Source organism: Tsukamurella sputi (assembly GCF_007858445.1).
GTDB lineage: Bacteria > Actinomycetota > Actinomycetes > Mycobacteriales > Mycobacteriaceae > Tsukamurella > Tsukamurella sputi.
Genome location: NZ_VIGV01000007.1, coordinates 1 through 20,222, shown reverse-complemented (window position 1 = coordinate 20,222; position 20,222 = coordinate 1). Strand labels below are relative to the sequence as shown.

Annotated in this window: 18 protein-coding genes and 1 rRNA gene; 5 read left to right on the top strand and 14 right to left on the bottom strand. The window is 71.8% G+C overall.

The window, feature by feature from the left end; genetic code table 11:
* Nucleotides 1-13: 13 nt before the first annotated feature.
* Both glgB and FK268_RS18150 read left to right on the top strand, forming a co-directional pair.
* A complete protein-coding gene (gene glgB, locus FK268_RS18155) occupies nucleotides 14-2,224 on the top strand; it encodes a 1,4-alpha-glucan branching protein GlgB (RefSeq protein ID WP_146436627.1) in 2,211 nt (736 codons plus the stop codon).
* Entirely contained in the window at nucleotides 2,224-2,964 is a 741-nt protein-coding gene (locus FK268_RS18150) for an MBL fold metallo-hydrolase (RefSeq protein WP_146436625.1), read from the top strand. Before glgB ends, FK268_RS18150 begins: the two co-directional genes overlap by 1 nt.
* Here FK268_RS18150 and FK268_RS18145 read toward each other — a convergent pair.
* Both FK268_RS18145 and FK268_RS18140 read right to left on the bottom strand, forming a co-directional pair.
* On the bottom strand, nucleotides 2,951-3,400 hold the full coding sequence (locus FK268_RS18145) for a lipoprotein LpqH (protein ID WP_146436623.1): 450 nt from the start codon (nucleotides 3,398-3,400) through the stop codon (nucleotides 2,951-2,953). The two genes, FK268_RS18150 and FK268_RS18145, sit on opposite strands and share 14 nt — an antisense overlap.
* A 62-nt stretch (nucleotides 3,401-3,462) precedes the next feature.
* Nucleotides 3,463-4,944 (bottom strand): malate:quinone oxidoreductase, encoded by a 1,482-nt coding sequence (locus tag FK268_RS18140; protein ID WP_146436621.1) that lies wholly within the window; start codon nucleotides 4,942-4,944, stop codon nucleotides 3,463-3,465.
* Nucleotides 4,945-4,950: 6 nt separating this feature from the next.
* On the opposite strand from FK268_RS18140, the gene FK268_RS18135 reads away from it, so the two are divergent.
* Complete coding sequence (locus FK268_RS18135) at nucleotides 4,951-5,841, top strand: LysR family transcriptional regulator (protein WP_146436619.1); 891 nt, start codon at nucleotides 4,951-4,953, stop codon at nucleotides 5,839-5,841.
* 8 nt (nucleotides 5,842-5,849) lie between these two features.
* Here FK268_RS18135 and FK268_RS18130 read toward each other — a convergent pair whose 3' ends face one another.
* The 9 genes from FK268_RS18130 to FK268_RS18090 form a co-directional block, all read right to left on the bottom strand.
* Nucleotides 5,850-7,268, bottom strand: a complete 1,419-nt coding sequence (locus FK268_RS18130) for an acyl-CoA synthetase (RefSeq protein WP_146436617.1) — start codon at nucleotides 7,266-7,268, stop codon at nucleotides 5,850-5,852.
* A gap of 65 nt (nucleotides 7,269-7,333) precedes the next feature.
* Entirely contained in the window at nucleotides 7,334-8,290 is a 957-nt protein-coding gene (locus tag FK268_RS18125; RefSeq protein WP_158636149.1) for an alpha/beta hydrolase fold domain-containing protein, read from the bottom strand.
* Between the two features lie 153 nt (nucleotides 8,291-8,443).
* A complete protein-coding gene (locus tag FK268_RS18120) occupies nucleotides 8,444-9,265 on the bottom strand; it encodes a carbohydrate ABC transporter permease (protein ID WP_146436613.1) in 822 nt (273 codons plus the stop codon).
* Nucleotides 9,262-10,209 (bottom strand): carbohydrate ABC transporter permease, encoded by a 948-nt coding sequence (locus tag FK268_RS18115; protein ID WP_146436611.1) that lies wholly within the window; start codon nucleotides 10,207-10,209, stop codon nucleotides 9,262-9,264. Before FK268_RS18115 ends, FK268_RS18120 begins: the two co-directional genes overlap by 4 nt.
* Nucleotides 10,209-11,465: an ABC transporter substrate-binding protein gene (locus FK268_RS18110; protein ID WP_231707137.1), complete on the bottom strand. Its 1,257-nt coding sequence runs from the start codon at nucleotides 11,463-11,465 to the stop codon at nucleotides 10,209-10,211. Before FK268_RS18110 ends, FK268_RS18115 begins: the two co-directional genes overlap by 1 nt.
* A 57-nt stretch (nucleotides 11,466-11,522) precedes the next feature.
* Complete coding sequence (locus FK268_RS18105) at nucleotides 11,523-12,494, bottom strand: tetratricopeptide repeat protein (RefSeq protein WP_231707136.1); 972 nt, start codon at nucleotides 12,492-12,494, stop codon at nucleotides 11,523-11,525.
* A gap of 60 nt (nucleotides 12,495-12,554) precedes the next feature.
* Nucleotides 12,555-15,524, bottom strand: coding sequence for an alpha/beta fold hydrolase (locus FK268_RS18100; protein WP_146436609.1), 2,970 nt, complete (start codon nucleotides 15,522-15,524; stop codon nucleotides 12,555-12,557).
* A gap of 66 nt (nucleotides 15,525-15,590) precedes the next feature.
* Nucleotides 15,591-15,941: a DUF3817 domain-containing protein gene (locus tag FK268_RS18095; protein WP_231707135.1), complete on the bottom strand. Its 351-nt coding sequence runs from the start codon at nucleotides 15,939-15,941 to the stop codon at nucleotides 15,591-15,593.
* A gap of 8 nt (nucleotides 15,942-15,949) precedes the next feature.
* Entirely contained in the window at nucleotides 15,950-17,164 is a 1,215-nt protein-coding gene (locus FK268_RS18090; RefSeq protein ID WP_231707134.1) for an acetyl-CoA C-acetyltransferase, read from the bottom strand.
* Between the two features lie 52 nt (nucleotides 17,165-17,216).
* Between FK268_RS18090 and mce the strand changes: the two genes are divergently transcribed.
* Both mce and FK268_RS18080 read left to right on the top strand, forming a co-directional pair.
* Nucleotides 17,217-17,732: a methylmalonyl-CoA epimerase gene (mce, locus tag FK268_RS18085; RefSeq protein ID WP_146436602.1), complete on the top strand. Its 516-nt coding sequence runs from the start codon at nucleotides 17,217-17,219 to the stop codon at nucleotides 17,730-17,732.
* A 76-nt stretch (nucleotides 17,733-17,808) separates the two neighbouring features.
* On the top strand, nucleotides 17,809-18,936 hold the full coding sequence (locus FK268_RS18080; protein WP_146436600.1) for a coiled-coil domain-containing protein: 1,128 nt from the start codon (nucleotides 17,809-17,811) through the stop codon (nucleotides 18,934-18,936).
* Here FK268_RS18080 and FK268_RS18075 read toward each other — a convergent pair whose 3' ends face one another.
* The 3 genes from FK268_RS18075 to rrf form a co-directional block, all read right to left on the bottom strand.
* A complete protein-coding gene (locus FK268_RS18075; protein ID WP_193560303.1) occupies nucleotides 18,937-19,230 on the bottom strand; it encodes an Rv1322 family protein in 294 nt (97 codons plus the stop codon).
* Nucleotides 19,230-19,925 carry an endonuclease NucS gene (gene nucS, locus FK268_RS18070; RefSeq protein ID WP_193560302.1) on the bottom strand — a complete coding sequence of 232 codons (696 nt, stop codon included), beginning with the start codon at nucleotides 19,923-19,925 and terminating at the stop codon, nucleotides 19,230-19,232. The genes FK268_RS18075 and nucS overlap by 1 nt, the downstream gene beginning before the upstream one ends.
* A gap of 187 nt (nucleotides 19,926-20,112) precedes the next feature.
* Nucleotides 20,113-20,222, bottom strand: a 5S ribosomal RNA gene (gene rrf / locus FK268_RS18065); the annotation flags it as partial.

Below are 20,222 nucleotides of genomic sequence, written 5' to 3'. Positions count from 1 at the left end.
AAGGCCCCACGCGATGACCGAGAACCCCGCCGCCGCAGCGGCCGTCGATCCCGACACCGCCGCGCGACTGCTGTCCGGCACGTACCACGACCCGCACGCGATCCTGGGCGCCCACCCGACGGTCCGCGGCACGGTGCTCCGGGCGCTCAAGCCCGGCGCGACCGCGGTGGCGGCGGTGATCGGCGGGGAGCACTACCCCCTCGCCCAGCTGCAGGGCGCACTGTGGGGCACGGAGGTCCCCATCTCCGACCTCGCCGACTACCGGTACGAGGTGCTCTACCCCGCGGGCAGCACCGTGGTGGCCGACGGCTACCGGTTCCTGCCGACGATCGGCGAGCTCGACCAGCACCTGATCTCGGAGGGCCGGCACGAACGGCTGTGGGACGTCCTGGGCGCGCACCTGCGCAGCTACTCCACGCCCGACGGCGAGGTCACGGGAACGTCCTTCGCGGTATGGGCGCCGAACGCCCGCGGCGTCACCGTGATCGGCGATTTCGAGTACTGGTCCGGCGAGTCGTACCCCATGCGCACGCTCGGCTCCTCGGGCGTCTGGGAGGTCTTCGTGCCCGGCGTCGGCGACGGTGCCGCGTACAAGTTCCGGATCTTCACCGACGACGGCGGCACCGTCGAGAAGGCCGACCCGATGGCGCGGCGCACCGAGGTTCCCCCGGCCACCGCGTCGATCGTCACGCACAGCACGCACGAGTGGCGCGACGGCGCGTGGATCGCCGAGCGGGCCAAGCAGATCCCCACCGACCGGCCGATGAGCACCTACGAGGTGCACCTGGGCTCGTGGCGGCAGGGCCTGAGCTACCTGGACCTCGCGCACGAGCTGGCGGACTACGTCACCGAGACCGGCTTCACGCACATCGAGCTGCTGCCCGTGGCGGAGCACCCCTTCGGCGGCTCGTGGGGTTACCAGGTGACCTCCTACTTCGCGCCCACATCCCGGTTCGGCACCCCCGACGAATTCCGCGAGTTCGTGGACGTGATGCACGCGCGCGGTATCGGCGTGATCATGGACTGGGTGCCCGCGCACTTCCCGAAGGACGCCTGGGCGTTGGCCCGGTTCGACGGGCGGCCGCTCTACGAGCACGGCGATCCGCAGCGCGGCGAGCAGCTGGACTGGGGCACCTACGTCTTCGACTTCGGCCGCCGCGAGGTACGGAACTTCCTGGTGGCCAACGCCCTCTACTGGTTCGACGAGTTCCACGTCGACGGGCTGCGCGTGGACGCCGTCGCATCCATGCTCTACCTCGACTACTCCCGCCCCGAGGGCGGCTGGACGCCGAACGTCTACGGCGGGCGCGAGAACCTCGAGGCCGTGGAGTTCCTGCAGGAGATGAACGCCACCGTGCACAAGCACTTCCCGGGCGTGGTCACCGTGGCCGAGGAATCCACCAGCTGGCCGGGCGTCACCCGGCCCACCAACCTGGGCGGCCTCGGCTTCACGATGAAGTGGAACATGGGCTGGATGCACGACACCCTGGGCTACCTGGGGCGCGATCAGGTGCACCGCAACTTCCACCACCACGAGGTCACCTTCTCGCTGATGTACGCGTGGAGCGAGAACTTCGTGCTCCCGATCAGTCACGACGAGGTGGTGCACGGCAAGGGCACGCTGTGGACGCGGATGCCGGGCGACGCCCACACCAAGGCCTCCGGGGTGCGAGCGCTGCTGGCCTACATGTGGGGGCACCCGGGCAAGCAACTGCTGTTCATGGGCCAGGAGTTCGGGCAGGTCCGTGAGTGGTCCGAGGAGCGTTCCCTCGATTGGGACAGCCTCGACGGCTGGGAGGGCGAGCTGCACGCCGGGATCCAGGCGCTCACCAGGGATCTCAACGCCGCGTACCGCTCGCATCCCGCCCTGTGGAGCCAGGACACCACCCCGTCGGGCTACGAGTGGGTGGACGCGAACGACTCGCAGAACAACGTGCTCAGCTTCCTGCGCTGGGGCAGCGACGGATCCGTCGTGCTGTGCCTCTACAACTTCTCGGGGCAGACCCACGAGCGCTACCGCGTGGGCGTGCCCTTCGACGGTGCCTGGCGCGAGATCCTCAACACCGACTCCACGGCCTACGAGGGTTCCGGCGCCGGCAACATGGGCGGCGTCACCGCCGAGAAGCGGTCGTGGCACGGCCGCGAGGCCTCGGTGGAGGTCGTGCTCGGCCCGAACTCGGCCGTGTGGCTCACCTTCGACGGGAAGTCCGAGCCCGTCCGGTGATGCGCGAACTCGCGCACGGCGTCTGGTTCGGTTCCGGCACGCACGTCAACTTCCTCGCCCTGGTCGACGGTGCCGACGTGACCCTCATCGACGCGGGCTGGGCCGGCGACGTGGACCGGGTCGAGGCCGCACTGGCATCGATCGGGCGGCGACCGCAGGACGTACGCGCGATCCTGGTGACGCACGCGCACATCGACCACGTGGGCGGGATCGCGAAGCTGCACGAGCGGTACGGCACACCGGTGCTGGCGCACCCGGACGAGATCGCGCACGCCCGCGGCGAGGCGCACGAGCAGGCGGCGCCGCTCGACCTGGTGCCGATCGCCTGGCGTCCGCGCACCTGGCGCTGGATGGCGGACGTCGCCCGGGTCGGAGTGCTCGGGCACGTCGCGATGCCCTATGCGCAGTCCTTCGCGGTGCCGCCCTCCGGGGCGCCGCTGGACCTGCCGGGGGCGCCTGTCCCGGTACCGTGCGCGGGGCACACGTCGGGCCACACGGCCTTCCTGCTGCCGGGCGGCGTGGTCGCCACGGGCGACGCGCTGGTGACAGGGCATCCCCTGTCGGGATCGACCGGGCCGCAACTGCTTCCCGGCTTCTTCAGCCACGACGTGCCCCGCACCGTCGCGACCCTCGACGCGATCGCCGCGCTCGACGCCGATCAGCTGGCCCCCGGCCACGGTGAGCCGTGGCGCGGGGACCCCGCCGACGCGGTCGCGCAAGCGCGCGCTACTTGCAGGTGACGATGATCTCGAAGTCCTTCGAGACCATGCCCGCCATCGGGTTCGACATGCTGGCACCGCTCGCGGTACCGGTGATGGTGTAGCGGTCACCGTCGACCTTGACGGTGGCCTTGCCGACACCCGGGCCGACCGCGAGGGCGGTGCCGTCGACGGTGATGCCGACGGTCTCGACGGTGGGCGGGTTCCCGGACTTGAGGGTTGCGCCGACGCCGCCCGAGGTGCCTCCGGCGCCGATCGCGAAGCGGTCGCCCTGCTTGGTGCAGCCGACGTTGCTCAGGTCGACGCCCGTGAGGTCCTTGCCGTCCACCTTGACGACGGTCTTGGCATCGGTGCTTCCCGAAGCGGTGTCCGAGCCCTTATCGGAGCCGCCGCCGCAGGCGGCCAGTCCGATCGACGCGAAGACCACCGCGGAGGCGATGACGAGGGAGCGATTCATAGCGAGTCTCCTTAGACACGGAACCGAATTCGGGCATTCGCCCGAAAGGAGAAAAGCACACCTCACTGTGCGGCGGGTGAGTTCTCGACGTTCTCGTCCCGCTCCACCGCGCCGGTGACACCCCACCGCGCCAGGAGATCCTCCATGATCGGCACCGCGGTGCTGGCGCCCGGCGACGCGCCGAGCAGCCCCGCGATCGTGCCGTCCGCGCCGGTGACCAGCTCGGTCCCCTGCTGCAGGACGCCGATCCGGCGGCGGTCCGGCGTCACCAGCTGCGCCCGCTGGCCGGCCGCGACGAGTTCCCACTGCGCCGGATCCGCATCCGGGTAGAAGCGCTGCAGCTGGGCGAACTTCGCCCTCCGGCTCGCCGCCAGCTGGCCGATCAGATAGCGCACGAGGGACAGGTTCTGCAGCCCGGCGGCCGTGATGACGTGCAGATTCCCCGGCCGCAGCGTGCGGAAGAAGTCGGTGAGCCGTCCGTGCTTGAGCAACTTGGTACTGAACGTCGCGTACGGGCCGAACAGGAGGTGATCGGCACCGTCGACGTACCGGCGGTCCAGGTGCGGCACCGACATCGGCGGTGCGCCGATCGCGGCCTGGCCGTACACCTTCCCGTCGAGCCGGCGCGCGACCTCGGGATCGGAGCAGCGCAGGAAGGCGGCGCCGACGGGCAGGACCGCGTAGCCGCGCACTTCGGGCAGGCGCGCGCTCTGCAGCAGGCGCAGTGCGTTGCCGCCAGCGCCGACGAAGACGCGCCGGGCACGGATGTCGAACCGGCCCTGCGGACTCCGCCCGCGCACCGACCAGCCCGCGAGGGTGCGCCGCAGCCGAGTCACCTCGTGCCCGTAGCGCACCTCGCCGCCGGCGCTGGTGACGATCGACACCAGGCCGCGGGTGAGCGCCCCGAAATCCACGTCGGTGCCGCCGGGATGCCGGGTGGCGGCCATGCGGCCCCACATCGATTCCGGCCCGCGCCCCTCCATCACGAGCGGCGCCCACTGCCGGATCGTCTCCGGGTTCTCGGTGTACTCCATCGCGGCGAACGCGGGGTGCGTGCGCAGCGTCTCGTACCGCTGCCGCAGGTAACTCATGTCACGCTCGCCGAAGACCACGTCGAGATGCGGGACGGTGTGCAGGAAACCGCCGTCGAGGCCGCCCGTGGCGACGAGTCCGTCCCACCAGGCCCGGCTCCGGGCGAACTGCTCGACCATCGACACCGGCTTGGTGCCGTCGGTGGGGTCCGGCATGTAGTTGAGTTCGCAGAAGCCGCTGTGCCCGGTGCCGGCGTTGTTCCACGGCCCGCTGCTCTCCGTAGCGAGACCGTCGGCACGTTCGAGGAGAACGATCCGCCAATCGGGGCGCTGCTGTGTGAGCATCGCGCCGAGCGTGGCGGACATGATGCCGCCGCCGATCAGGACGACGTCGGCATCGAAACCCTGGGTGGAGTGCGTGTGCATCGGAGACCTCCTGGACGACTGCGGGTACCGCTCCAGCGTCGGCTCCCGACCATCCATCCGTCCAATGAAGTAATGCGCGCGTATCATCCGAATATGGATCAATGGTTGTCCCTGTTCGCGCCGCAGCTGCAGGCCCTCGCCGAGCTCGCCGCCCACGACGGCCACATGACACGCGCCGCGGAGACTCTCGGGGTACCGCAGTCCTCCATGAGCCGGAGGATCCACGCGTTGGAGAACGACCTGAAGACGCCGCTGCTCGTCCACTCCGGCCGCACTGTGCGCCTCACGCCCGCCGGATCGGCCCTCGCGGCGCGCATCCGGGAACCGCTGCACGAGCTGGCCCTGGCGATCGACGCGGTGGTCGACGAGGGCGACGGCGAGCACGGCACGGTCCGGTTCGGCTTCCCACTGACGATGGGCACCGGCGATCTACCGGACCTCCTCTCCGCGTTCCGGCGGGACCACCCCGGCATCACCGTCACCCTCAAACAGGGCCACGGCTCCGCCCTCGTGCGCGACCTCGAGAACGGCGCGCTCGACCTCGCGGTGACCATTCCGCCGCCGGAGCGTCTGCAGCACACCGTGATCGGAGCGCAGGAGATCCTGGCGACGCTCCCGGCGGGCCACCCGCTGGCCGAAGCTCCGCGGATCCACCTGGCCCGGTTGCGCTTCGAGACCTTCATCGCCAATCCGCCCGACTACCACCTGCGGGGCAGCACCGAGCAGTGGTGCGCCGCGGCGGGCTTCGCGCCCGAGATCGCCGTCGAGGTCACCGAGTTCGCGACCATCCGCGAGCTCGTCGCGCGCGGCCTCGGAGTGGCCCTGCTCCCGCACGACGACCGCGCACCGTCGGAGACGGTGGAGGTGCCCCTCGTCGGCGAGCACCGTCGCGCGATCGCGCTGGCCCGGGCCACCACGACGCTCGCTCCCGCCGCCCGGCACCTGCACGACTTCCTCCTCGCCGAGGCCGCGCACCGCGCGTAGGCGATCGGTTACAGCAGCAGCTTCTTCTGCACCTTGCCCATCGGATTGCGGGGCAGGTCGTCGACGAAGCGGATCTCGCGGGGCCGCTTGTGCTTCGACAGCGTCTCCCCCACGAACTCCACGATCGCGGTGGCGGCCGCGTCATCCCGCGGACCGTCGGAGACGACGAAGGCGACCAGCCGCTGGCCGAGGTCCTCGTCGGGCAGTCCGACGACGGCGGCCTCGCGGACGTCCTCGTGACCGAGCAGCGCGGCCTCGATCTCGCCGGCGCCCACGCGGAAGCCGCCCGTCTTGATCAGGTCGGTGGACGCGCGGCCCACGATGCGGTGGAAGCCCGACGGGTCGATGACCGCGACGTCGCCGGTGTCGAACCAGCCCTCGCCCACCCAGGACTCGGCCGTCGCCTCGGGGCGGCCGAGGTACTGCGTGCCGACCATGGGGCCGCGGATCTGCAGTGCCCCGATCGTCTCTCCGTCGTGCGGAGCCTCCCCGCCCGTTTCCGCGATGATCCGCGACTCGACCCCCGCGATCGGCAGGCCCACCCACCCCGGGCGACGCTCGCCGTCGGCGCGGGCGCTGACCGTGATGAGGGTCTCCGTCATGCCGTAGCGCTCCACGATCTCGTGGCCCGTGAGCTCGCGGATCTTCTCGAAGACGGGCGCGGGCAGCGGCGCGCTGCCGGAGATCAGCAGGCGGGCATCGCGCAGTGGCGCAGCGGATTCCGGATCGCGGGCGATGCGCGACCACACTGTGGGCACGCCGAAGTACATCGTGCCGCCCGCGGCGGCGTACGCCTCGGGCGTCGGCTTCCCGGTGTGCACGAGCGGGCTCCCCACGCGCAGCGGCCCCAGGACGCCGAGGATCAGCCCGTGCACGTGGAAGAGCGGCAGGCCGTGCACCAGGGTGTCGTTCGCGGTCCAGTCCCAGGCGTCGGCGAGGCCGTCGATGCACGCCGCGATCGCCGCACGGCGGATCGGGACTCCCTTCGGCGCGCCCGTCGTGCCGGAGGTGTACATGATCAGGGCCGTCGCTTCGCCCGCCGGCTCGGGCAGCGCGTGCCAGCCGCGGGCGTGCTCGCGCACCGGCACGGCCGGAAGCCCGTGCGGATCGGCGGGCGTCGTACCGAGCCATGCCTGCGCGCCGGAATCGGAGAGTACGTGGGCGATCTCGGCCGTCCCCGAATCGGGCGGGACGGGCACCACCGGTACGCCGGCGCGGATCCCTCCGACGATCGCGATCACCGTGGCGAGCGTCGGCTCGGCCCACACAGCGACCGGCCCGCGCACGCCCAGTCCACCGAGTCGTTCGGCGACGGCGGTGGTGGCACCGATCAGTTCCGTCCGCGTCAGCGTGCGCCCGCCGACGGTGACAGCCGGCTCACCATCGGATCCGGGCGGGACGGGCGTGACGATGTGGGGCAGCAGCATGTCCCCAGCCTAAGCCGCCGCTGTCCGGCCGCGCGGGCGGCTCGGCCGGGTCGGTGCGCCCGGACCTACGCGGCGCGGCGCTGCAGGCGCGCCTCGAACGCGGCCTCGAGGAACAGCGCCGTGATCTGGACGGCCTGCGCGCTCTCGGGCGTCGCTCCGGCGAGCACCGGGAAGGCGTGCACCCCGCCCTCGTACAGGTGCAGGTCGCAGGGCTGCCCCGCGCCGTCCAGCCGGGCGTGCAGGCGCTCGGCGTCCACGCGCAGCATCTCCTGCGTGCACGCGATGACGAGCGTCGCGGGAAAGGCCGCGGGGTCGATCTCGGTCGCGTCGTCGTGGCCGCGGGGCGCCACCGGGCCGCGGTCGAAGAAGTCGCGCAGGCCCCGCAGCTTGCCGACGGTGAGGTAGGCGTCGTCGATCTCGTATCGCGGGTCGCCGTCCTCGACGGTCGGGGTGAGCAGCGGCGAGAAGCCGAAGTAGGCGACGGGGCTGCGGGCCGCGTCCAGGTGCGCGAGCTCCACGACCTTGGCCGAGATGTAGCCGCCGGCCGAATCGCCGCCGACCGCCACCTGGCGGTACCGGCCGGAGTCGGCGACCGCGCGGTACACGCGGTAGCCGTCGTCGACGGAGGTGCTGACGCCCACGTCGGGCAGCTGCCGGTAATCGACGTTGTAGACGGTCACGCCCAGCGCCCGGGCCAGGGCCGCCGCCACCCGACGGTGCGTCGCCGGCCCGCCGGCGAGGAAGGCCCCGCCGTGGTAGTAGCAGATCGCGGTGTCGGAACGGAGGGTGCCGGACGTCGGAACGAGCCGCTCCACCTGCACTCCCGCGAGCTCCATGCGATCGACCTCGACGTCGCCGGGCATCCAGCCGATCAGCTTGGCGAGGCCCTCCCCGAGCGCGAGAGGACCGAAGGACCAGGACCGCACCGGGTACAGGCCGATCAGCGGCTTGAGCAGCAGGCGGGCGCCCGCGATGGCCAGCGCCGACTGGGCACTGACTCCGCGATGCTCGGTGACCGACATCATCGTCTCCTCTCGCCCGGCCCGCTGTGGGCGAGGCAGAACCGGTTCAGACTAAGCCGGAGCAACCGATAGAGCCAGTGAATCCACCTATCAGCGCGCCCGGCGTGTCCCGGTCGGCGGGGTCGAGAAGCAGTGACCCGGGCCACTCGATGCTCAGCCGGAGATGCCCGTCCGCTCCACTCCCGCCGCGATCCAACGCTGCGCTACCAGGAAGAACGCCAGGAGCGGGGCGATCGATACCAGCGCCGCCGCGAACATCGCGGGCACGTTCACCGACTGCGCCGTGATGTAGCTCGAGAGCACCAGCTGGACCGTCCAGGACTGCGGGTCCTGCCCGATCACGAGCGGCCACAGGAACGCGTTCCAGCTGCCGACGAAGGTGATGGTGGCGACCGCGGCCGTGACGGGCCCCGCGCCGGGCAGCGCGATCGCCGCGAAGATCCGGCCCGGTCCGGCCCCGTCGAGCACCGCCGCCTCCTCCAACTCCCGGGGCAGGCCGAGGAAGTGCTGCCGGAACAGGAAGACCGCCGTCGCCTGGAACAGGCCGGGGATCACCAAGCCGCGCAGCGACGACACCCAGCCGAGCGTCGAGACCATGACGAAGGTCGGGACGAAGGTCACCGCGGCCGGGACCAGCAGCGTCGCGAGGACCACCGCGAAGACCCTGCCCGCGTACGCGACGCGGATCCGCGCGAAGGCGTAGCCCGCCGGGAGCGCGACGGCGATCGTCCCCACCGTCTGCAGCACCGCCACCGTCGTCGAGTTGAGCAGCGCGCGGCCGAGCGGGCGCGCCTCGTCGGAGAAGATCGCCCGGACGTTGTCGCCGACCGGCGCCCGCGGCAGCCAGTCCCCCGTCGCGACGTCCATCGAGGTCCCGATCGCACCCCGGACCAGCAGGTACAGCGGCAGGAGGAACAGCGCCGCCAGGCCGATCAGCAGCACGGAGCGCACCACCCGCGCGGCGCCGCCGGTCACAGTTCCTCCCGTCGCCCGAACAGGCCGGTGAACCGCCCCTGGGCGAGCGCGATGAGCCCGATCAGGACCGTCAGCAGGATGCCGCCCGCGCCGCCGTGGCCGAAGTCCTGACCGTTGCCGACCGCGACGTAGTACAGGTAGACGAGCGGCGGGCGGGCGTACGGGGGGTAGCCCTGCGCGGTGGCCATCACGCCGTAGAACTCGTCGAAGGCCTGGAAGGCGTTCACCGTCGCGAGCAGCAGCACCGCCACCGAGACGGCGCGCAGCTGCGGGAACGTGATCCGGGCGAAGACGGTCCAGGGCGACGCCCCGTCGAGCGCGGCCGCCTCGTACAGCTGCTTCGGCACGCGCTGCAGGGCCGCGAGGAACAGGATCATGTAGAAGCCGAGCTGCAGCCACAGCCGCAGCGTCACCAGCACCAGCCAGTACCAGGGCGGATCCACCACCGACAGCCAGGCGACGGGTTCGGCCCCCACCGTGCGGAGCGCCGAGTTGGCGACGCCTGTCGGCACGCCGGGGAAGATCGCGCCCCGCCAGATCAGCGACGCGGCGACGTAGCTGCACGCCACCGGGAGGAAGAAGACCGACCGGAGGAAGGGCTGGAAGCGGCGCACGCCGTTCACCAGGACCGCGAGCGCGAGCGAGCCGGCGAAGGTCAGCGGCACGACGACCGCGGCGAAGACCACGAAGGTGAGCAGGCTGGACCGGAAGGCGGGGTCGCCCAGCATGTCCCGGTAGTTGTCGAGCCCCACGAACCGCGTCGGCGTGACCGTGTTGTGGGCGTCGAACAGACTCAGCCAGACGCTCCAGCCGATCGGGACGACGACGAAGACCAGGAGCCCGAGCAGGAAGGGCCCCGTCATCACCCAGAACCAGAGATGGGGCGAATCGCGCAGGGCCCCGCGGACGCGGGATCCGGCGGGCCGGACCGGGCGGACGGACATCAGTTCGGGAACCGCTCGAGTTCCTTCTCGACCACCGTCGCGACCGCGCGCAGCTCCGTCATCGGATCCGCGCCGCTGCGGATCACCCGGTCGAGCGCGTCCCGGTACGTGGTGGAGCTGCGCGGGGTCCACAGCAGCGGGGTCTGCGGATGCCCGACGGTGTTCACCAGGTCGGCCGCCTCGTTGTACAGGCCCGTCGCGAGCTTCGTGGCCTGCGGGACCAGCGAGCGGCGCGCGGGGACGTGCAGGCCGTAGCTCTGCGCCCAGTCGAGCTGCAGATCGGTGCGCTGCACCCACAGCCACTGCACGAACTTCTTCGCGCGCTCCACGTCGCCGTGGGCGTTGACGGCGGCGCCGTACGCGCCGAAGGGCACGCTGGTCCCGCCGTTGGGCCCGATCGCCGGGAAGGGCTTCACACCGAAGTCGTCGCCGAGGGCCGCGCGGATCGCGGGCAGGGACCACAGCCCCGTCCACTGCATCGCGGTCTGGCCCGCGATGAAGGCACCGGGATCGGACCAGTCCTGCGGCGCGCCGAGCAGCAGATCACCCGAGGTGAACAGTGCGCGCATCGTGCGCAGACCCGCCGCGACCTCCTCGTCGACGAAGCCGGGCCGGCGGTCCGCGGTGAGGTAGTCGTGGCCCGAGGACCACAGCAGCACGCCGCCGAGCACGTCGGCGCCGCCGTTGTTGCCGAGGAAGAGCCCCTTGACGGTACCGCGGTTGAGCGCCCGCGCGGCCGAGACCAGCTCGTCGAGCGTGCGCGGGGGCACCACGCCCGCCTGGTCCAGCATCGACTTCCTGTAGACCAGCAGCTGCATGTCGGTGACCTGCGGGATGCCGTACACCCGGCCCTTGTACGTCATCCGGTCGAGCAGCGCCGGCGTGAAGTCCGACCGGGCATCGCCCAGCAGATCGGTGAGATCGGCCACCTGACCGGCCGCGATCATGTCGATGGTGGGCCCGTTCCCGAACTCGAAGACGTCCGGACCGTCGCCGCTGACGAGGGCCGAGGAGATCTTCTGATCGAAATCGCCCGGGAAGGAGTCGACCCGGACCCCGCCGCCCGGGAATTGGGAGGCGTAGCGCGCCAGGGCCGCGGAGGCACCCTGCTCGCCGTACTGGTGGAACCAGGCGCGGACGTCGCCGCCCGCGCCGCCCCGACCGGTGTTGCCGCCGCACGCCGCCAGCGCGCCCGCGAGGGTCAGCCCGCCGATCCCCGCCAGCATCGCGCGACGGGACACACCGTAGTCAGACACGCGGGTAAGTATCGCAAACCCACGGCGAAGATGTGGGCCCGGCCGGAACGGGCCGGCTCAGAACAGGGCGGCCGCCAGCCCGCGCCGCGCCTCCAGCACGACCGGGTCCGCCGGGTCGAACAGGTCGAACAGCTCCAACAGGCGGGTGCGCAGCGCCGTGCGGTCGTCACCGAAGGTGGTTCGAATCGCGGTGATCAGACGCTCGAAGGCGCGCGCGGGTGCGCCCGCCAGGAGCTCCTCATCGGCCGCCGCGAGCGCGAGCTCCACCGCCTCCGCGCCCGTCGCGCCGCCGGCGTCCGCCCGCTCGATCGCGCCCGGCTCGCCCTTCGTCGCGCGGGCGAAGAAGGCCATCTGCTTGACCGCGGCCGCCGCCTCGGCATCGCCCGGGTTCGCGTGCAGGATCGCCTCGTACGCCGCCCGGGCGCCCTCGTAGTCGCCGTCCGCCGCGAGCTGCTCGGCCGCCTCGCGCCGCGGATCCGACGGTGCCTCGCCCGCCGTCACGCCGCCACCGAACTCGGGCGGGAGCTGCGAGAGCACGTCGTCGAGCCACTGCCGGGCCGCCGCTTCGGGCTGCGCGCCGGCGAAGGCCGTGACCGCGCGCCCGCCGGCCACCGCGATCACCATCGGCACCGACTGCGCGCCGAAGGCCTGCGCGACGCCCGGCGCACCGTCGACGTCCACGCGGGCGAGCGTCCACCGGCCCGCGTCGTCGGCGGCGAGTTTCTCGAGCACCGCCGACATCGCCTGCGACTGCTCGCTGTAGGACGCCGCGAGGAGCACCACGACGAGCCCGTTCCCGGACCGGTCGATGACCTCGACGGGGAAGTTCTGGTCCGTCACGTCGACGACGCCGGGCCCGGAGGCGGCCCCGGGCGCGTCCTCACCCGACGATGCCGGGCGTGCCTGCTGCGCGGCCTTCGCCTCCGCACGGGCCTTGAGGCCCGAGAGGTCGACCGCGCCCGCCATCGCCGCGGCCGTGCGCAATGCCCGTTCCTGATCCTGCCTGGAAGCGCCTCGAGGTGTAGTCACCCCTCCATCTTGGCACGCCCGCCGCGGGGGCCGCCGACGGCGACCGCCCGGGCTCCGGGGTCAGAGGTAGCGCAGTTGCTCGGTGTCGAACCGCCACGACGCGGGGCCCGGTTCGGGCATCCCGGCGGCGGCGAGCTCGGCCCTTCTGGGCCGGTACCAGCTGGTGAGCGGCACCGCGTCGACGATGTGGACCGCATCCGGGTACTGGCCGTGCCGTCCGGCGAAGGCGTCGGTGATCTCGTCGGCGGTGAGCTCCGCGTCGCCCCGCAGGGTGACGGCGGCGACCACGCGCGGCGCGCCGCCCGTGCCCGGATGGTCGGCACCGTCGGGCTGCTCCCCCGGCACCTGGTAGACGACGGCCTGGTCCACCTGCCCGAGCTGTTCGAGCACGTCGGTGATGGGGATCGAATAGACGGGCCCCCGCTCGGTGACCGCCACCGTGCGCACGTCGTCGACCAGCCAGTAGTCGCCGTCCTCGTCGCGCCGGAAGAGGTGCCCCGTCGAGAACCAGGCGTCGCCCGGCCGGAAGACGCCGCGCAGCAGCACGTCGCGGTGCGTGACATCGGGGTCGGCCCGGCCGATGAGGACGCCCACCTCGCCGTCGCCCACCTCCTGCAGGAAGCCGTCGCCGTCCTCGACGAACCGGCCCGAGTCGAAGTAGTAGTCCACGAGCGCGACGTCGGCACTGCCCGGCAGGCGCCGGCCCTTCGCGCCCGGCTTGCCGCCGCGCACCTTGGCGAGCACGATCTCGCCCTCGGTGGAGGCGTAGAACTCGATGACCTGGGCGTCGAAGGCCTCGCCCACGCGCCGCGAGAGCTCGGCCGACATCCCGGAGCCGATGAAGGCGCGCACCGGGTGGTAGCGCGGGATCTCCAGTCCGGGGGTGTCGAGCACCGCCCGCATGAGGTTCCAGGTGTAACAGACGACGGTGACGCCGTACCTCTGCACCTCGACCATGAACCTGTCCGGGTCGAAGTCCCGGGTGAGCGCGATCCGCGAGCCGCCCGCCAGCGCGCCGCCGAGGCTCGTCATGAGGCCCGAGCTGTGGCTGAGCGGCGTGAGGCAGTAGACGGTGTCGCTGTGCGAGAGCCGCGCGGCGGAGGCGGTACCGAAGGCCGACAGCGCCCACCGGCCGTTGGTGACCCGCTTGGCGCGCAGGCGGCCGCCCACCTCGGAGAACATGACGAAGGCGAGGTCGCGCCCGAGGCCGGCATCGGGCCGGTACCACCGCGGGATCCGCACGTTGTCGGGATCGACCTGCTCCAGGTCGACCAGCTCGGCGCCGAGGTCCTGCCCCGCCGCCCCCGGACGGTCGCGCCGGTCGCCGCCGCCCACGACGAAGACGCGCTCGGCGACGGCCACCGCATCCTCCGCGTGCTCCGGGTCGGTGACGATCGCGGTCGCCTCCCCCAGGCGCAGGGCCGCGGCGTAGTCGGTGCCGGGCGGCAGCAGCACTGCCACGGCCCCGAGCCGGGACAGCGCCGCCATCGCGACCAGCGCCGAGGGCCGGGTGTGCATGAGCACCCCGACGTGCTCGCCCTGCCGCACACCGACCTGGATCAGGCCGCTGACCACGCGATCGATGCGCTGGTTGACCGCCTGCTTGGTGTGCACGCGGTCCTCGTAGAGGAAGAGCTCGCCGTGCGGGTCTCCCGCGGCCTGCTCGGCGAGGAGCTTGCCGAGCGAGACCTGGGTGTGCGCCTGCAGCTGCCCGAGGCGGGCGAGTTTCGGCAGGCCGCGTGTGACCTCCCGCGCGACGGCGGTGGCGCCCGCCGCGGCCCCCGACGCCGCATCGAGTACGTCGCGCGCGGCGACGAAGCCGACCGTCGCGATGCCGCCCAGGCCCGCGACCAGCGGATTGACGCCCACGTCGCGGCCGTCGTCCGGCTGCATCTCGGTGACGTTCTCCGGCTGCGGGCCACGCCCCTCGAGCCAGTTCATCCACTGCGAGACCGTCGGGTAGGTGACGGCGCCGGCCGAGCTGCCGACCACCAGGCCGAAGTGCCCGGCCGAGACCTGCGCCTCGTAGACCGTCGCCTTGGGCGCAGCCTGGAGGATGCCGCGTACGGCGCTGGGCCGGCCGATCTGGTCGGACAGCCCGACGAAGGCCAGCACCGGGCAGGTGATCGAGGCCAGCGAGACGGCCTCGCCGTCGATCGCGAAGCCACCCGTGAGCATGCGGTTGTGCACGACGAACTGCTTGAGCAGGTCGGCCACCGCCGGCCCGGCGTAGGCGACCCAGCCGTCGGCCTCGAGGAAGCGGCGCTGGTCCTCGCGCGGCAGCAGGGCGTCACGGTCGTGCAGCTGCCGGACGAAGTCCAGCCGCGACCGCACCGCCTTGACCGGGTTGAGCATCTCGAAACCGCGCTGCACCATCCAGCTGGGCAGGTAGAAGCGGTTGAAGACGTGGTCGGCGACGAACTCGGCGCCCTTGTTCACCAGCGCCGGCGGCGCACCCAACGGCAGGCCGGCCGAGATGTCGACGGGGCTGCCGAAGGTCACCAGGCTGGCTATCGACCGCGACTGCCGGTACGCGGCGACCTGATAGCAGAACATGCCGCCCTGCGAGTAGCCGCCGATGTGCACGTCGCGACCGCGCAGCGCCGTCACCTGGTCGATGGCCCTGGAGATGGCGACGACGTGGTCCGCGAGGTTGCGCTCGAGGCCGCCCTCCTCGCGGTCGGGCGCACCGAAGTCGATCACCCACGGGTCGAGGCCCGCGCGGTGCAGCACCGAGACGGCGCCGTTGTGCTCCGTGACGTCGAAGACGTTGGCGTCGACCATCATGGGCGGCACCAGCAGGATCACCGGCCGGTCGTCCTGTGCGGGGTCCGGCGCGCGGTCCGCGAAGTAGCGCCGCAGCCGGTACATCGGTGAACGCTCGACGACGGTGAACTGCGAGGGCTTCGCGCCGGTCTCGAGGCCGCCCTGCGTGAGCACCTCGAAGCCGTTGCGCGCGGTCGCCGCGAGGCGGTTCACCGACGCCTCGAGCGCCTTCCCGCCGGGCAGTCCGCCCAGGATGTCCACCATGTGCCCCACCTCTCCACAGCGCCGGTCAGCGACTCAAGGTACCTGCAGGCGAGGCGCCGTGCCGGACTAACCGCCGATCGCGTCGGCGGGCTCGGCCGCCGTCGCCGCGGCCGCCGGGGCGTCGAGCTTGCCGGCGCGCTGCGCCCACACCTCGAAGACCACGGAGCAGAACGGGACGACCGTCGCCACCAGGCCCAGGACGAGGGTCTTGACATCCCACGTGAGTGCCCGGGCGACCGCGAAGGTGAGGATCACCAGCACGATGAAGACGATGCCGTGCGCCATGCCGGGCACCCGCACCGCGCCGGGCTCGTCGTTGACGCGCTTGATGATCATGCCGATGATCAGCGCGACCCACGTCAGGGCCTCGACGACGGCGACGACCTTGAACGAGGTGATGAGGTTCTTGGTGTTCACGGCTTCCTTCACTGCTGGGGAACGGTGATGATCAGCGCGTCGCCCTGGCCGCCGGCGCCGCACAGGCCGGCGGCACCGGTGCCGCCGCCGCGGCGGGCGAGTTCGAGCGCGAGGTGCAGGACGATGCGGGCGCCCGAGGCGCCGAGGGGGTGACCGATGGCGATGGCGCCACCGTCGACGTTGACCTTGTCGGCGTCGACGCCCAGGTCCGCGGTGGACGCGAGGCCCACGGCCGCGAAGGCCTCGTTGATCTCGAGCAGGTCGAGATCGGCCGGGGTGATGCCCTGCTTGTCGCAGGCCTTCTTGATGGCGTTCGACGGCTGGTGCTGCAGCGACGAGTCGGGGCCGGCGACGACGCCGTGCGCGCCGATCTCGGCGAGGTAGGGCAGGCCGAGCTCCTGCGCCTTGCTCTTGCGCATGACGACGACGGCGACGGCGCCGTCGGTGAGCTGCGAGGCGTTGCCGGCGGTGATGCTGCCGTCCTTGGCGAAGGCCGGGCGCAGCTTCGCCAGCGACTCGGCGGTGGTGTCACCACGGACGCCCTCGTCCTCGGTGACGCGGATCGGCTCGCCCCGGCGCTGCGGGATCTCGACGGGGACCACCTCGTCGGCGAACTTGCCGGCGGCCCAGGCGGCGGCGGCCTTGCGGTGCGAGTCGGCGGCGAAGACGTCCTGCTCCTCGCGCGAGTAGGTGACGGTGTCGGTGGTGTTGAGCTGCTCGGTGAGGCCGCCCATCGGCTGATCCGTGAAGACGTCGTGCAGGCCGTCGTAGGCGGTGTGGTCGAGCATCTCGATGCTGCCGTACTTGTGGCCCTCACGGCTGCCCGTGAGGATGTGCGGCGCCTGGGTCATCGACTCCTGGCCGCCGGCCACGACGACCTCGTACTCGCCGGCACGGATCAGCTGATCCGCGAGCGCGATGGCGTTGATGCCCGACAGGCACATCTTGTTGATGGTGAGAGTGGGGACGTCCCACGGGACGCCGCCGCCGATCGCGGCCTGGCGCGCGGGCATCTGCCCGGCACCTGCGGTGAGGACCTGGCCCATGATCACGTAGTCGATCGTCTGCGGGTCGACGCCGCTCTTCTCCAGTGCGCCGCGGATCGCGACCGCACCCAGATCGGTGCCGGACTGCGACTTGAGCGAGCCGAGCAGCTTGCCGAAGGGCGTCCGGGCGCCGGCGACGATGACCGTGGGATCCTGATGGGGTGCGGACGAAGCCACTTCGTTCCTCCTAGTGGGCATGGGTCTTCCACCTCAAAGCTACATTCGAGGCATGACAGAGAGCCAATCGCAGTCCTCCGATCACGACGGCCACGGATCGCATCCGGCGGCCCACGGGGTTCCCGCCCAGTACCTGCTGGGCATCGATCACGTCGGTGTCGCCGTGTCCGATTTCGACGCCGCCCTCGAGTGGTACGCCCGCGTGCTGGGCATGGTCTGCACGCACGAGGAGATCAACGAGGCGCAGGGCGTCCGCGAGGGCATGCTCTCCCCCGCATCCCTCCTCGCGGCCGACGGCGCACCGTCGAGCCAGGCCCAGCTGCAGGTGCTCGCTCCCCTGACCCCCGAGTCGACGATCGCGAAGTTCCTGGACCGCAACGGGCCGGGCATGCAGCAGCTGGCCTACCGCGTCTCGGACCTCGCGGCGGTCACCGCGCACCTGCAGGAGCAGGGCGTGCGCCTGCTATACGACGCCCCCCGGAACGGCACGGCGGGCTCGCGGATCAACTTCCTGCATCCGAAGGACGCGGGAGGGATCCTGGTCGAACTGGTCGAACCCGCACGGTGACCTGAACCGGCCCGTAATTCGGACCTTTTGCGACTGCTGACGCCGCGCGCACGCGCAGCCCACGTACCATCGGTGCATGGCGAATTCGGACAACGCATCGGGTGGCCCGGCACCCGCACCGTTCGCGGTGGTCCTGCGCGGGTACGACCGGGACCAGGTCAGCGAGCAGTTCCACCGCTACCAGGCTGAACTGCGCGTTCTCGCTGCGGACCGGGACGCCGCGTCGGCCCACGCCCGCGAGCTGACGGACCTCCTCGACGAGGCGCAGGACGAGATCGACAACCTGCGCCGCGAGGTGGACCGGCTCAGCGTCCCGCCCACCAGCGCCGAGGGCATGAGCGACCGCATCGCCCGCATGATGCGGCTCGCCTCCGACGAGGCGTCGGAGATCCGCGCCGCGGCCGAGAACGAGTCGGCGGAGATGCGCTCGCTCGCGCGACAGGAGGCGGAGGCCACCCGTCGCGAGGCCGATCGCCTCCGCGCCGACATGACCGCGCGCCGCGAGGCCATGGAACGCGAGCACGAGAAGACGATGGAGCAGGCGCGCGCGGAGGCCGAGCGCATCACCGCGGAGGCGAAGGCCGAGGCGGAGAAGCTGGCGCAATCCGCAGCGGACAACCGCGAGCGTGTCCAGAACGATTTCGACATGGCGATGTCGATGCGGCGCGACAAGGCGATCCGCACGATCACCGAGCTCGAGGAGGCCTCGAAGGAGGAGGCCCGCGAGCGCATCGACTCCGCGAACGAGCGCGCGGAGCAGACGCTCAACACCGCGAACGCCACCGCGGAGCAGAAGCTCGAGGACACCAACGCCCGCATCGCAACACAGGTCGCGAACGCCCGGCGGATCACGGAGGACATGCAGTCGCTGCGCGCCTCGATCCTGGATCAACTCGAGACGGTTCGCCGCCAGCTCTCGCTGGTCCCCGAGGCACTCGCCACCGGCGACGGCGAATCGCAGGTCGTCGACAAGCGCATCGAAGCCGCGCCCTTCAGTGCCGCGCCGGCCCCGAAGGCCGAGCACGTCGACGACGACGGCCCCACGGCGGCGCAGCGCGCCCAGCAGGTCCTGGGCACGGACGAGTTCGCGTCGGCGGACACCGTCGCCATCACGACCGCATCGCCGGACGCGTCCCCGTCGACGTCGGGATCCCCGACGGTCTCGACGCAGGACACCGTGGCGATCAACACCGTGAAGCGGTAGTCAGCGCGCCCGCCGGCCGGCCTCCCTGGTCCAGCATCCGCTGTGCCAGTGTCGTCGGTCGGCGACGCCCCCGTGTTCTGCGGCGGGCCACACCACGACGTGCGCGGTTCCCGTCGGAATGGCCTGGTGGCATCCCGGGCACCGGTACTCCTTGACCGCGCCCGTACCGGTGACCGTCCGGACCTGGTACGCCTCGTCGCCCAGTTCGACCCTGGAGCCGAATCCTCCCCCGCTCAGCGGGCGATGCCCCTCTCGCGCCGCAGCACGCTTGCGGGACACGGGCCTGCGGCCCATCAGAAGAGCTTGTAGGACGTGTCCTCGGTGCCGCGCAGCACGTCGTAGTCGACGGTGACGCACCGGATGCCCCGGTCCTCGGCGAGGGTCCGCGCCTGGGGCTTGACCTGCTGGGCCGCGAGGATCCCCGTGACGGGCGCGATCAGCGGGTCCCGGTTGAGGAGCTCGAGGTAGCGGGTGAGCTGCTCGACGCCGTCGATCTCCGCTCGCCGCTTGACCTCCACCGCCACCGTGCCGCCGTCGGCGTCCCGGCACAGCAGGTCGACGGGGCCGATCGCCGTCATGTACTCACGCCGAATGAGGGTGTATCCCTCGCCGAAGGTGTGGGTGTGCTCCGCGAGGAGCTCCTGGAGGTGCGCCTCGACGCCGTCCTTCACGAGTCCCGGGTCGACGCCCAAATCGTGGCTGCTGTCGTGCTCCACCTCGCCGATGAGGATGCGGAGCTGCTCCTCGGCCTTGTTCCGAACGATCCACAGCTGGTGCCCCTCGGGCAGGCCCTCGGACTCCGCGTCCGACGGTGCCGTCTCGAGCCAACAGGGCGGGCTCATCCAGTTCAGGGGCTTGTAGGCACGATCGTCGGCGTGGATGCTCACGGAACCGTCGGCCTTGACCAGGATGAGGCGCCGGGCCATGGGAAGGTGGGCGGTCAGCCGGCCCACGTAGTCGACCTGGCATTCGGCAATCACGACACGCACGGCAACCACCTTACGGCACGGGGTCGACGGTCCCGCCGCCCCGCGGTGGTATTCCGGTGCGGAGTTCGCGCCGTGTGGAGTGCGGCGATGTGCGCAGAACGCCGCGGTGTGCGGACACGAAGAAGACCCCCGTGCCGGGAGCATTGCTGCTCACCGACCCGAGGGTCTTCTCCTGTATCTAATTTTAGTCCGGCGGTGTCCTACTCTCCCACACCCTCACGAGTGCAGTACCATCGGCGCTGGAGGGCTTAGCTTCCGGGTTCGGAATGGAGCCGGGCGTTTCCCCTCCGCTATGGC